7 protein-coding genes, 2 tRNA genes and 2 rRNA genes are annotated in these 13,914 nt (G+C 58.5%); 9 read left to right on the forward strand and 2 right to left on the reverse strand.

The window, feature by feature from the left end; genetic code table 11:
• Positions 1-181 precede the first annotated feature (181 nt).
• From ACWPW1_RS10740 to ACWPW1_RS10755, 4 genes are all read left to right on the forward strand, one after another.
• The gene (locus tag ACWPW1_RS10740; RefSeq protein ID WP_434776459.1) at positions 182-1,504 is read left to right on the forward strand and encodes an MFS transporter; all 1,323 of its coding nucleotides are present in this window, start codon (positions 182-184) and stop codon (positions 1,502-1,504) included.
• Positions 1,497-2,447: an amidohydrolase family protein gene (locus tag ACWPW1_RS10745; protein WP_434776460.1), complete on the forward strand. Its 951-nt coding sequence runs from the start codon at positions 1,497-1,499 to the stop codon at positions 2,445-2,447. The genes ACWPW1_RS10740 and ACWPW1_RS10745 overlap by 8 nt, the downstream gene beginning before the upstream one ends.
• Positions 2,444-3,457, forward strand: coding sequence for a 4-hydroxythreonine-4-phosphate dehydrogenase PdxA (locus ACWPW1_RS10750; RefSeq protein ID WP_434776461.1), 1,014 nt, complete (start codon positions 2,444-2,446; stop codon positions 3,455-3,457). Before ACWPW1_RS10745 ends, ACWPW1_RS10750 begins: the two co-directional genes overlap by 4 nt.
• 94 nt (positions 3,458-3,551) lie before the next feature.
• On the forward strand, positions 3,552-4,727 hold the full coding sequence (locus tag ACWPW1_RS10755) for an L-rhamnonate dehydratase (RefSeq protein ID WP_434776462.1): 1,176 nt from the start codon (positions 3,552-3,554) through the stop codon (positions 4,725-4,727).
• Between the two features lie 48 nt (positions 4,728-4,775).
• On the opposite strand, the gene ACWPW1_RS10760 is transcribed toward ACWPW1_RS10755, so the two are convergent.
• The gene (locus tag ACWPW1_RS10760; RefSeq protein WP_059314734.1) at positions 4,776-5,174 is read right to left on the reverse strand and encodes a tautomerase family protein; all 399 of its coding nucleotides are present in this window, start codon (positions 5,172-5,174) and stop codon (positions 4,776-4,778) included.
• A 101-nt stretch (positions 5,175-5,275) separates the two neighbouring features.
• Between ACWPW1_RS10760 and ACWPW1_RS10765 the strand changes: the two genes are divergently transcribed.
• Entirely contained in the window at positions 5,276-6,166 is an 891-nt protein-coding gene (locus ACWPW1_RS10765) for a LysR substrate-binding domain-containing protein (RefSeq protein WP_434776463.1), read from the forward strand.
• A gap of 99 nt (positions 6,167-6,265) precedes the next feature.
• On the opposite strand, the gene ACWPW1_RS10770 is transcribed toward ACWPW1_RS10765, so the two are convergent.
• Positions 6,266-8,188 carry a UvrD-helicase domain-containing protein gene (locus ACWPW1_RS10770; protein WP_454252901.1) on the reverse strand — a complete coding sequence of 641 codons (1,923 nt, stop codon included), beginning with the start codon at positions 8,186-8,188 and terminating at the stop codon, positions 6,266-6,268.
• 593 nt (positions 8,189-8,781) lie between these two features.
• Here ACWPW1_RS10770 and ACWPW1_RS10775 point away from each other — a divergent pair.
• The 4 genes from ACWPW1_RS10775 (at position 8,782) to ACWPW1_RS10790 (ending at position 13,760) form a co-directional block, all read left to right on the forward strand.
• A 16S ribosomal RNA gene (locus ACWPW1_RS10775) occupies positions 8,782-10,318 on the forward strand.
• A gap of 97 nt (positions 10,319-10,415) precedes the next feature.
• Positions 10,416-10,492: transfer RNA gene (locus tag ACWPW1_RS10780), tRNA-Ile, on the forward strand.
• A 6-nt stretch (positions 10,493-10,498) separates the two neighbouring features.
• Positions 10,499-10,574 (forward strand) — tRNA-Ala (locus ACWPW1_RS10785).
• Between the two features lie 293 nt (positions 10,575-10,867).
• Positions 10,868-13,760: ribosomal RNA gene (locus tag ACWPW1_RS10790) — 23S ribosomal RNA — on the forward strand.
• The 16S and 23S rRNA genes sit together here with 2 tRNA genes alongside, the layout of an rRNA operon.
• Positions 13,761-13,914 lie beyond the last annotated feature (154 nt).

Raw genomic sequence — 13,914 nt, forward strand, 5'->3', positions numbered from 1 at the left:
GGACAGGTGCGCTGGCTGGTGCGTGGTAGAGCGCCTAGGCCGAGTCCTGTCCCCTGACCTATATCCTGGGGCTATACGCCTATGCACAAATTTGATTAGACGGTTATCGGCCTTCGCCAGATAGTCGATCTCGCCAGCCGGCAGCTGAACACCCATAACAAGAATCCCAGGGGTCCACGCCATGCTCTCGACATCTCGCACCAGCCGCCATGAGGACGCCGCTGTCCTTCCCACGGCCCTGCAGGCCTCCCGGGTCCGCTGGCGCATCTTCGCCATCATCTTTGGCCTTACCGTCATCAATCTGGTGGACCGTGTTTCCCTGTCCATCGCCATGCCTACCATCGCCCGCGAGTTCCAGCTGACGCCCGCCATCCAGGGGCTGATCCTCAGCAGTTTCTTCTGGGCCTATGCGCTCCTGCAGATTCCCGGTGGCTGGCTGATCGACCGCTACGGCCCACGCCGGGTCATCGGCTGGTCCACTGGCCTCTGGGGCGTCTTCCAGACCCTAGCCGCCTTCGCCACCGGCGGGCTGTCGCTGATCTTCGCCCGTGTCGCCCTGGGCGCCGCCGAAGCTCCCCTGTTTCCCGCTGGCGGCAAGCTCAATTCCCTGTGGCTGGCGTCCAGCGAGCGCGGGCGTGGCGCGGTATTGATGGACTGCGGCGGTCCCCTGGGCGTGGCCCTGGGTGGTCTGCTCATCGCCTACCTGATCGCCGTCTTCGGCTCCTGGCGCACCGCCTTCTTCATCGCCGGTATCGCGACCCTGGCCATGGCCTGGCTCGCCTGGCGCTATCTCAGGGACGATCCGGCAATCCACCCGGGGGTGAATGCCGCCGAGCTCGCGCGTATCAACGAAGGCCGCAGCACCTCCGTGGCTCAGGCGGCCAAGGCTGGTGCGCAAGGGCTGGGCATCGCCCGCCGCTCCCTGGCGGGCATCCTGCTCGGTCGCGCCAGCTGGGCCATGGTGTTCTTCGGCCTGCTCACCTGGGGACCGAGCTACCTCGCCCAGGCCCGGGGATTCGATATCAAGGGCATCGGCGCTGCCACCTTCGTCATCTTCCTCTGCGGCGCGGCTGGGTCCCTGGTGGGCGGCTTCCTCTGCGACCTGCTGGTGCGCAAGGGCCTACGTCGCGGGCTGGCGGCCAAGGGTTTGCTGTCCTGCTCCGGGCTGGTAGCGCTGCTGGCTTTTCTGCTGCTGCCGCAGTTGACCGATCCCTACGCTGCCGTGGCGCTGCTGTCGCTCACTGCCTTCTTCCTCATGTGGGGCAGCCTCTACTGGAGTTTCCCGGCGTTACTGGCGGCGCCAGCGCGAGTGGGTCTGATCGGCGGAGTGATGAATCTGGCCGGCAGTCTCGGCGGTATCGCCGTGCCCATTCTGGTCGGCCTCTTGCTGCAACATCTGGGCGGCTATCCGGCGGTGCTGGGCTTCTTCGCCCTCTGCTCGGGCCTGTTCATCCTCGGCACCCTGCTGATCGCCCTGGACGAGCGAGAGGTGCAGCATGGCTGAGCTCTACAGTGGTCCCATCATCGACGCTCACCATCATTTCTGGGAGCCCGAGCGCAACTTCCACCCCTGGCTGTCCGGGGCCGAGACCATTCCCTTTCGTTACGGCGACTACAGCGCCATCAAGGGCGACTACCTGCCGGAACACTATTTCGCCGACGCCGCCGGTCACAATGTGGTCCAGACCGTCTACGTCGAGACCGAATGGGATCCGCGCGATCCCCTGGGCGAAACCCGTTACATCCACGAGCTGGCGCAGCGCCATGGCGTGCCCAATGCCGTGGTCGCCCAGGCCTGGCTGGATGCTGAAGACGCTGCCGACCTGCTGGCTGACCAGGCTGCCTTCGAGCGTGTGCGCAGCGTGAGACACAAGCCAGGCGGTCCGACTTGCCTGGCCGAGATGGGTAGCCAGCGCACCCTGATGAGCGACGACCGCTGGCGCCGTGGCTATGCCGAACTGCAGCGCCACGGCCTGCACTTCGATCTGCAGACGCCCTGGTGGAATCTCGACGAGGCCGGACGCTTGGCCCGGGATTTCCCGGCCATCCAGTTGATCCTCAACCATACGGGGCTGCCGTCCGATCGCAGTCCTCAGGGCCTGGCCGCCTGGCGAGCGGCCCTGGTACGCCTGGCCGAGTGGTCCAACGTGGCGCTGAAGATCTCAGGGCTCGGCCTTGCAGGCCAGCCCTGGCGCGCCGAAGACAATGCCTGGATCGTCCGCGAGGCCATCGCCATCTTTGGCCCGGAGCGCGCCATGTTCGCCAGCAACTTTCCCGTCGACCGCCTGTGCGGCAGCTACGACACCATCATCGGTGGCTTCAAGCGTCTGGTCGCGGACCTTCCCGCACCGGCCCAGCGCCACCTCTTCCACGACACCGCCCAGCGCCTGTATCGCCCAGTGGCCGACGTCATTCGCCTGGACACCTATCTGAGGACCTCCGCATGAGCAATCCCACCCTTCCTCGCCTGGCCATGGTGTTGGGCGATCCCGCCGGCATCGGCCCCGAATTGATCGCCCGGCTGCTAGCTGATCCCGAGGTACGCAGCCGCGCCCGCGTGGTGCTCATCGCCGACGAGGACGAGGCCCGTACGGGCATGCGCATCGCCGGCTGCGAATTTCCTTATCGGCGCATCGACAGCCTCGAGGCCTTGAATTTTCAGGACGACATACCCTTGCTGTATCCCTATCGCGGCACTGCCGAAGGTGCCTTCGCGCGCAGTGACGCCAGCATCGTCGGTGGCCGCTACAGCCTGGATACCCTGGCTGTCGCGCTCGACCTGACCCAGGCCGGTCATACCGACGCCATTCTCTTCGGCCCGCTGAACAAGACCTCCCTGCACCTGGCGGGTATGGGCCACAACGATGAGCTGCACTGGTTCGCTGAGCACCTGAGATACCAGGGACCGTTCTGCGAATTCAATGTGCTGGATGATCTCTGGACCTCGCGCGTGACCTCCCATGTCGCGCTCAAGGAGGTTCCCGGCCTGCTCAGCCAGGAAAGAGTGATCGAGGCCATCCAGCTGATCGACAACGAACTCAAGCGCAGCGGTCTGGCTCGGCCACGCATCGGCGTTTGCGGACTCAATCCGCACAATGGCGACAACGGCAGCTTTGGTCGCGAAGAGCTGGACCTGATCGGCCCGGCGGTGGAACGCGCCAAGGCGCTGGGCATCGCTGCCGATGGTCCCTATCCAGCCGACACCATCTTTCTCAAGGTCCAGGGCGATGCCCGCGCCTTCGACGCCGTGGTGACCATGTACCACGACCAGGGCCAGATCGCGATCAAGCTCATGGGCTTCTCGCGTGGCGTCACGGTGCAGGGTGGCCTGCCCATTCCCATCGCGACCCCCGCCCACGGGACGGCCTTCGACATCGCCGGCCAGGGGCGCGCCAACGTCGGCGCCACGCGCCAGGCCTTCGAGATCGCCTGCCGCCTGGGTAGCTCCCGCTACTGAGTTATACCGAGGCGCCCAAAGGCGCTTCCCAAATCCGCCAAGCCGGCTTGAAGCGTCGGCAGGCCTCGCTCATCCCCTGAAAAGGAACCGCACCATGAAAATCACCAGCGTCCGCACCCGCGTCTTCGAATGGAAAGGCAAGGTCGTCCCGCCCCAGGCGCACTTCTGCACCAATGCCACCGACATCCTTTATGAGCGCGGCGACGCCATGGGCTCTTTCCGCTTCCATGGCTGGTTGGTCGTGGAAATAGAGACCGACAGCGGCCTGGTCGGCCTGGGCAACTGCGCCCTCGCGCCGCGAGTGGCCAAGGAGATCATCGACCTGTACCTGACGCCCATCGTGATGGGGCAGGACCCCTTCGACAACGAATACCTCTGGCAGAAAATGTACCGTCGCACCCACGCCTGGGGCCGCAAGGGCATCGGCATGGCCGCCATTTCCGCCGTCGACCTGGCGCTCTGGGACCTGATGGGCAAGGCCGTCAACAAGCCGGTGTTCAAGCTGCTGGGCGGCCGCACCAAGGAGAAGATTCCCTGCTACGCCTCCAAGCTCTACGCCAACGACAACCTGGATCTGTTCCTAGAGGAAGCCCAGGGCTATCTTAGTCAGGGCTTCGACGCCCTCAAGATGAGATTCGGCTACGGCCCCAAGGATGGCCCTGCCGGCATGCGGCGCAACATCGAGCAGGTGCGTGCCCTGCGCGAACTGGCCGGCCCCGACGTCGACATCATGCTGGAGTGCTACATGGGCTGGACGCTGGAATACGCCCGCCGCATGCTGCCCAAGCTGGTGGAATTCGAACCGCGCTGGCTGGAAGAGCCGGTCATCGCCGATGACATCGAAGGCTATGTCGAACTCAAGAAGATGGGCCTCATGCCCATCTCTGGCGGCGAGCACGAATTCACCTCCTACGGCTTCAAGGACCTGCTCGAACGTCGTGCCGTGGACGTCATCCAGTACGACACCAACCGCGTTGGCGGCATTACCGCCGCCCGCAAGATCAACGCCCTGGCCGAGGCGTGGTCGGTCCCGGTCATTCCTCACGCCGGCCAGATGCACAACTACCACCTGACCATGGCCAGTACCGCCTCGCCCATGGCCGAATTCTTCCCGGTCTTCGACGTGGAAGTGGGCAACGAGCTCTTCTACTACGTGTTCAAGGGCGAACCCCAGCCGGTCGGTGGCTACCTGCAGCTCGACGACGACAAACCCGGCTTGGGCCTCGAGTTGTCGGAGGAACATTTCAAGGACTTCGATGTGATCGAATAAGGTCTGGGCACGCAGCCGCCTCGGGGAAGGCGGCTGTCGTCTGGCAGGCTAGACCCCAGCCTGCTGGTGCCGCCATTCCTGGCTCCGGCCACCATAGCCATAAGCTGTCGCTCGGGCGTCGATTAGATGCACATAGCAGAGGTCATGCAAGTCGGGCCTCAACTTTGCCATGGCCGACTGTACCTCGCGCAGGAAGCGCGCCTTTTCGCCTTTGGTATTGGTCTCGTCGGTGATGCTGATGTCGAGATGGAAGGCACTGCCGCCGAGCGTTGCCAGCGACTGTCCGCCAAGAAACCAATCCGTATCTGGAACGTAATGAACAGTGGTTGCCATGACGTCGGGGCGCTTGCCTAGGTAGTCCGCAACAAGACCATTTATAAGCAGCACCGCACGTTGGGCGGCATCTTCGTCACGGTCGCCAGACAGATGAAGCGTGATATGGGGCATTGAGTATCTCCTCGAGTTGAGGGTTCTACTCTGAACATTATACTTGCAGCGGAAAAGCGGGAAGGTAAAGTGTTATCCATCGGCTTTAGGAATGAATAACCATGCAGGGTTTCGATCTAGAACATCTTCGTACCCTGGTCATGGCAGCTGATGCCGGTAGCCTTTCCGCAGCCGTACCCTTGCGCTGTCTCTCGCAGTCGGCGCTGAGCGAGCAGTTGCGCAAGCTGGAAGAGCGCGCTGGTCAGTCTTTGCTGATTCGTAGCAAAAGTGGAGTAAGGCCTACCGCCGCAGGCGAACGTCTGCTGGCTCATGCCAGGCCGCTATTAGCGCTAGCCGATGCGGCATGGCGCGATCTCCACGAGACTCCTCTTGAAGGCGAAGCTTGCCTGGGGGTGACGGACTATTTCCGTCCGGCCGAACTCACGCGCCTGCTGGCTCGCCTCCATCAGCAACTGCCTCGCCTGCGCTTACGTACGCGGATAGGCAGGAGTGACGAGCTTGAAGCTGCACACCGCGATGGTGAGCTGGATCTGGCTATCGTGATGAGCCTCAAGGCCAAGCAAAAGGCTGCTGCGGCCAGGGTGAGGGTCAGTCTTTTGCATCAGGAAGCACTGGTTTGGGTGACTTCCTTGGGCAAGGAGCTGATAGAAAAAGGGCGGCCGCTACCCCTGGCACTATTGCCGGAAGGTTGCTCCCTGCATCGATTGGCGTGTAGCCGCCTTGAGGCCGAAGGAATTCCCTATACGGTCAGTCATATCGCTTCAGGGGTTACAGGTCTGCAGGCCGCCCTACACGCAGGGCTTGGCATCGCTTGCCTGAACACGTCAGCCGTCGTAGGGCAGGGTCTGCATTTGCTGGAAAAGGGCGTTATGCCTGAGCTGCCTACCGCTCAGTTCCTCATGCTGCAGTCGCGGCAGGAAAACGACGATTCGCCCCGGTCGCGACGACTGCAAGTCTTGGGCGACACTATCGCCTCAAGCATGCTTGGCTAAAGATAGAGATTCGTCGACTTGTGGTCACTAGCGATCAACACGTTCAGATCACGGGTACTATCTTGGCGGCAGACAAAAGTGTCTGCCGCGACATCTGGCTTAGCCTGCCAGGATGGCTGCTGCGCCCCGTGGCTGTCGGGTGTACCACAGTACGCGACTGACACCGCGAGTCACCGCCACATAGCTCAGGCGCAGCGCCTCATCGGTCATGGCTTCGTCATAGCTCTGCTGGAAATGCCCGCTGGCGGCGTAGAGCGCGTTGCGCAACGGATGGGGCTGCTGGGGCTGGCCATCATCCAGGACGATAGCCACCTCAGCCTGCAAGCCCTTGGCCCTATGAATGGTGCAAGTCCGCACGCCGGGCTGGCGACCCAGTTGCTCATTGATGGCTTTCAAGGGTGCGTTCAGTCGGCTCATCACCATGACTGCACAGCGCTCTGGCCGCTCACGTTCCGCTGCATAGCCCCGCTGCGCGTTGATCTCCTCGAGCAGGGAGGTCAATTGGCGACCGATATCGAATTGCCCAACGACCTTCACCCCATGGCCCTGATCATCCGCGGCACGGAAAGCCTGGGTGCTTTTGGGTTGCTTGTGCCTTACCCGTGTCAGGATGCGCTCGCCGTCCGCCACGATGGCAGGTGAGGACCGGTAGTTGGTCCCCAGCATCAAGGTCTGACTGGGTGTCTGGCCAGGGAACCAGCGGTCGAAATGGATGAAAAGCTCCGGTGAGCTGCCGCGCCAGCCATAGATGGATTGCCAATCGTCGCCAATGGCCATCAGCGACGGTGCGGTTTTCTCCTCGGCAAGCCGGTGTTGCACTTGCTGCAGCCAGAGGGCGATCTGTGGCGAGATATCCTGGAATTCGTCGATCAGCAGATGGGTGAAGGGGTTCAGGCGTGCGATCAGCGCGCGGCTGGGCTTCTTTTGCAGGCGATCCTTCAGCACGGCAAAGGCCGTATTGAAGGTCATCAGCCGCTGATCCTTCAGCAGCTTGCCAAAGTGTCGCCAGAATTGCTGCATGGCCTCCAGAAAGATCCGGTCCCGCGTCGAGCATTCAAGCTGGCTGCTCTTTATCGAGCCGACACGCAATCCCAGGGTCTCGGCGAACGAGGCTTGTCCATAGAAGAGGTCAGGTAGCAGTTGTGGTTGGCGTTCACCGTTGAGTACGAAGGGTTGCAAAGGCGCCGCGCTGGGAGGCGCTTCCTCATTGGGTGCTGCCAATTCCAGCAATAGATGAATGCGGCGACGAAATCCGGGGTCTTCTCGATAACAGGTCTCGTAGGCCTGCAGCAGCAGTTGCCGTTGACTGTCGTTCAGGGTTGCGCCTGCCAGCAACCCGTTATCCGGTTCTTCGTCACCTTTCGAGTTGGCCGATAGCTGCTCGAACCACTGCGTCGCTCTGAGCTCGGCGCGAGCCAGTTGCGCCAAGGCAGAGTGAAAGGTTCGCACCAGTTCGCGTGCTGCGTCGTCATCCAGTGGGACGTCCCAGAAGGCCAGGACGCGCCTCAGTTGCGCTCGCAATTCATCGCAAGACGCCTTGGTAAAGGAAATGACGGTCAGCTGCTCCCGTGGGATGTCCAGATGACAAAGCATGAACACGACCCGCAGGACCAGTGTCGTGGTCTTGCCCGAGCCCGCTCCGGCAAAGATTCGCGTCGCGGGAGCGCGAGCAAGGATCATCTGCCATTGCTCTGGCGAAGGTGGCTGGACGATGCCCTGTGCCACTGCCTGCTCAACGCGGGTCTTCATCCGCTGCTCATGCGAACGCTTCACCGAGAACGCCGGGCCATAGATAGCGGCAGGGGAGGGGATGGGTGGGCTAGGTGAAGTGACAACTTTCTCGCTACGGGTTGCCGCGGCCGGCTCCTTAGCCACCCTTTGCACCTTCCGGGTTTTCACCGGCGATGCATTTTTCCGAGCACTTGGCGGCGTCTCTCCTTTAAGAAAGAGGGTCGTGCGGGGAAACCAGTCACCCAAGGTTTTCCTTAGCTGTTGTCGGTAGCGGTCCAGGATGGAAGTCATGCAGTCCTCGAAACATCGTCTCCCGTCATCTTACCCTGCACAGGTGACAGCTCGACCTCAGGCCACCTTCTTGGCCTCTATTGCATGTTTTCTGAAATTAGCTGTTGACGCCCTCTGAAACTCGCCTATAATGCGCCCCACTTCCGGCGCAGATGCTGAAGCGGCTTGAAAATCAAGCACTTAGGTCTGAGTCGGGCGAGGGGTCTACGGAGTCCTCGCCGCTAGGTTAACGCCTCCGGGCGATAACAGAGTGAAGCGGAGGGGTTGACAGCGTCTCAGGATGCTGTAGGATTCGCCTCCCACTGCCGAGATTGGTTGAACCGGTCAGGCAAGCGCAAGTGGTTGAGTTGAAACGAAAAAGTTCAAATCAACGCTTGACAGGGTGTGAGGCTAGCGTAGAATGCGCGCCTCGGTTAGCGACACGGTCGCAACCACTGCTCTTTAACAAGTTGAATCAAGCAATTCGTGTGGGTGCTTGTGAGATAAGTCTGATGTCGCAAGATTATCAGCAACACAAGTAACTCGTGAATTCATGAGTTTTTTGCGATTGCTGAGCCAAGTTTAGGGTTTTCTCAAAACCCGATCAGTCTACTTAACTGAAGAGTTTGATCATGGCTCAGATTGAACGCTGGCGGCAGGCCTAACACATGCAAGTCGAGCGGATGAAGAGAGCTTGCTCTCTGATTCAGCGGCGGACGGGTGAGTAATGCCTAGGAATCTGCCTAGTAGTGGGGGACAACGTTTCGAAAGGAACGCTAATACCGCATACGTCCTACGGGAGAAAGTGGGGGATCTTCGGACCTCACGCTATTAGATGAGCCTAGGTCGGATTAGCTAGTTGGTAGGGTAACGGCCTACCAAGGCGACGATCCGTAACTGGTCTGAGAGGATGATCAGTCACACTGGAACTGAGACACGGTCCAGACTCCTACGGGAGGCAGCAGTGGGGAATATTGGACAATGGGCGAAAGCCTGATCCAGCCATGCCGCGTGTGTGAAGAAGGCCCTCGGGTCGTAAAGCACTTTAAGTTGGGAGGAAGGGCTCATAGCGAATACCTGTGAGTTTTGACGTTACCAACAGAATAAGCACCGGCTAACTTCGTGCCAGCAGCCGCGGTAATACGAAGGGTGCAAGCGTTAATCGGAATTACTGGGCGTAAAGCGCGCGTAGGTGGCTTGATAAGTTGGATGTGAAATCCCCGGGCTCAACCTGGGAACTGCATCCAAAACTGTCTGGCTAGAGTGTGGTAGAGGGTAGTGGAATTTCCAGTGTAGCGGTGAAATGCGTAGATATTGGAAGGAACACCAGTGGCGAAGGCGACTACCTGGACTAACACTGACACTGAGGTGCGAAAGCGTGGGGAGCAAACAGGATTAGATACCCTGGTAGTCCACGCCGTAAACGATGTCAACTAGCCGTTGGGATCCTTGAGATCTTAGTGGCGCAGCTAACGCATTAAGTTGACCGCCTGGGGAGTACGGCCGCAAGGTTAAAACTCAAATGAATTGACGGGGGCCCGCACAAGCGGTGGAGCATGTGGTTTAATTCGAAGCAACGCGAAGAACCTTACCTGGCCTTGACATGCTGAGAACTTTCCAGAGATGGATTGGTGCCTTCGGGAGCTCAGACACAGGTGCTGCATGGCTGTCGTCAGCTCGTGTCGTGAGATGTTGGGTTAAGTCCCGTAACGAGCGCAACCCTTGTCCTTAGTTACCAGCACGTTATGGTGGGCACTCTAAGGAGACTGCCGGTGACAAACCGGAGGAAGGTGGGGATGACGTCAAGTCATCATGGCCCTTACGGCCAGGGCTACACACGTGCTACAATGGTCGGTACAAAGGGTTGCCAAGCCGCGAGGTGGAGCTAATCCCATAAAACCGATCGTAGTCCGGATCGCAGTCTGCAACTCGACTGCGTGAAGTCGGAATCGCTAGTAATCGTGAATCAGAACGTCACGGTGAATACGTTCCCGGGCCTTGTACACACCGCCCGTCACACCATGGGAGTGGGTTGCTCCAGAAGTAGCTAGTCTAACCTTCGGGAGGACGGTTACCACGGAGTGATTCATGACTGGGGTGAAGTCGTAACAAGGTAGCCGTAGGGGAACCTGCGGCTGGATCACCTCCTTAATCGAAAGATGTCAGCTTGCTGGCAAGCACCCACACGAATTGCTTGATTCACTGATAGAAGAGCAATTGAGTTAGTTAGACTCAAGGTAAGACGATTGGGTCTGTAGCTCAGTTGGTTAGAGCGCACCCCTGATAAGGGTGAGGTCGGCAGTTCGAATCTGCCCAGACCCACCAATCGATGGGGCCATAGCTCAGCTGGGAGAGCGCCTGCCTTGCACGCAGGAGGTCAGGAGTTCGATCCTCCTTGGCTCCACCATCTCCACCTAACCGCTAACGCAATTGCTTGAAAAGCTCAGACATGAGCGTTTGATGCACCCTCCGGTGTAGCCCAAACTCTGATGTCTGGTCTTTGATCAGAACTGTTCTTTAAAAAATTGGGAAAGTGATAGAAGTAGACTGCATTAACTGTTTTCACTGGCAGTTAGTGTCGTCAAGGTAAAATCTTGCGAACTCAAGCGCAAGTTTTCGGCGAAATGTCGTCTTCACTCATCTAACGCTTTGCAGATCGGTAGCGTCCTTGGACGCCAGCGAGATTGCTTGGGGTTATATGGTCAAGTGAAGAAGCGCATACGGTGGATGCCTTGGCAGTCAGAGGCGATGAAAGACGTGATAGCCTGCGATAAGCTTCGGTGAGGTGGCAAATGACCTGTGACCCGGAGATCTCTGAATGGGGAAACCCACCTAGCATAAGCTAGGTATCTTAACCTGAATCCATAGGGTTAAGAGGCGAACCAGGGGAACTGAAACATCTAAGTACCCTGAGGAAAAGAAATCAACCGAGATTCCCTTAGTAGTGGCGAGCGAACGGGGACCAGCCCTTAAGTTGATTTGAGAGTAGCGGAACGCTCTGGAAAGTGCGGCCATAGTGGGTGATAGCCCTGTACGCGAAACGCTCTTATCAATGAAATCGAGTAGGACGGGGCACGAGAAACCCTGTCTGAATATGGGGGGACCATCCTCCAAGGCTAAATACTCCTGACTGACCGATAGTGAACCAGTACCGTGAGGGAAAGGCGAAAAGAACCCCGGAGAGGGGAGTGAAATAGAACCTGAAACCGTATGCGTACAAGCAGTGGGAGCCCACTTTGTTGGGTGACTGCGTACCTTTTGTATAATGGGTCAGCGACTTATTTTCAGTGGCGAGCTTAACCGAATAGGGGAGGCGTAGCGAAAGCGAGTCTTAATAGGGCGTCTAGTCGCTGGGAATAGACCCGAAACCGGGCGATCTATCCATGAGCAGGTTGAAGGTTAGGTAACACTGACTGGAGGACCGAACCCACTTCCGTTGAAAAGGCAGGGGATGACTTGTGGATCGGAGTGAAAGGCTAATCAAGCTCGGAGATAGCTGGTTCTCCTCGAAAGCTATTTAGGTAGCGCCTCATGTATCACTCTGGGGGGTAGAGCACTGTTTCGGCTAGGGGGTCATCCCGACTTACCAAACCGATGCAAACTCCGAATACCCAGAAGTGCCGAGCATGGGAGACACACGGCGGGTGCTAACGTCCGTCGTGAAAAGGGAAACAACCCAGACCGTCAGCTAAGGTCCCAAAGTCCTGGTTAAGTGGTAAACGATGTGGGAAGGCTTAGACAGCTAGGAGGTTGGCTTAGAAGCAGCCACCCTTTAAAGAAAGCGTAATAGCTCACTAGTCGAGTCGGCCTGCGCGGAAGATGTAACGGGGCTCAAACCAGGCACCGAAGCTACGGGTATCACCTTTGGTGATGCGGTAGAGGAGCGTTCTGTAAGCCTGTGAAGGTGAGTTGAGAAGCTTGCTGGAGGTATCAGAAGTGCGAATGCTGACATGAGTAACGACAATGCGAGTGAAAAACTCGCACGCCGAAAGACCAAGGGTTCCTGCGCAACGTTAATCGACGCAGGGTGAGTCGGTCCCTAAGGCGAGGCTGAAAGGCGTAGTCGATGGGAAACGGGTTAATATTCCCGTACTTCTAGTTACTGCGATGGGGGGACGGAGAAGGCTAGGCCAGCTTGGCGATGGTTGTCCAAGTTTAAGGTGGTAGGCTGACTGTTTAGGTAAATCCGGACAGTTAAGGCCGAGAACTGATGACGATCCTTCTTTTAGAAGGAGAAGTGGTTGATGCCATGCTTCCAGGAAAAGCCTCTAAGCTTCAGGTAACTAGGAACCGTACCCCAAACCGACACAGGTGGTCGGGTAGAGAATACCAAGGCGCTTGAGAGAACTCGGGTGAAGGAACTAGGCAAAATGGCACCGTAACTTCGGGAGAAGGTGCGCCGGTGAGAGTGAAGGGTTTACCCCGTAAGCTCATGCCGGTCGAAGATACCAGGCCGCTGCGACTGTTTATTAAAAACACAGCACTCTGCAAACACGAAAGTGGACGTATAGGGTGTGACGCCTGCCCGGTGCCGGAAGGTTAATTGATGGGGTTAGCGCAAGCGAAGCTCTTGATCGAAGCCCCGGTAAACGGCGGCCGTAACTATAACGGTCCTAAGGTAGCGAAATTCCTTGTCGGGTAAGTTCCGACCTGCACGAATGGCGTAACGATGGCGGCGCTGTCTCCACCCGAGACTCAGTGAAATTGAAATCGCTGTGAAGATGCAGTGTATCCGCGGCTAGACGGAAAGACCCCGTGAACCTTTACTGTAGCTTTGCACTGGACTTTGAGCTTGCTTGTGTAGGATAGGTGGGAGGCTTTGAAGCGTGGACGCCAGTTTGCGTGGAGCCATCCTTGAAATACCACCCTGGCAATCTTGAGGTTCTAACTCTGGTCCGTTATCCGGATCGAGGACAGTGTATGGTGGGCAGTTTGACTGGGGCGGTCTCCTCCTAAAGAGTAACGGAGGAGTACGAAGGTGCGCTCAGACCGGTCGGAAATCGGTCGTAGAGTATAAAGGCAAAAGCGCGCTTGACTGCGAGACAGACACGTCGAGCAGGTACGAAAGTAGGTCTTAGTGATCCGGTGGTTCTGTATGGAAGGGCCATCGCTCAACGGATAAAAGGTACTCCGGGGATAACAGGCTGATACCGCCCAAGAGTTCATATCGACGGCGGTGTTTGGCACCTCGATGTCGGCTCATCACATCCTGGGGCTGAAGCCGGTCCCAAGGGTATGGCTGTTCGCCATTTAAAGTGGTACGCGAGCTGGGTTTAGAACGTCGTGAGACAGTTCGGTCCCTATCTGCCGTGGACGTTTGAGATTTGAGAGGGGCTGCTCCTAGTACGAGAGGACCGGAGTGGACGAACCTCTGGTGTTCCGGTTGTCACGCCAGTGGCATCGCCGGGTAGCTATGTTCGGAAGAGATAACCGCTGAAAGCATCTAAGCGGGAAACTTGCCTCAAGATGAGATCTCACTGGAGCCTTGAGCTTCCTAAAGGGCCGTCGAAGACTACGACGTTGATAGGTCGGGTGTGTAAGCGCTGTGAGGCGTTGAGCTAACCGATACTAATTGCCCGTGAGGCTTGACCATATAACACCCAAACAATCTGACCGCAGGTCAGAGCGTGAGGAAGACGACGCCGAAAACGGGCGCGTGGGTTCGCAAGACCCAAGACGAATTGTCTACTTCGATCACAGACCCAATTGGGCAGGCCAGGCAGCCTCATCGCCTGGTCAGCCAACCG

Source organism: Pseudomonas sp. Marseille-Q7302 (assembly GCF_965111925.1).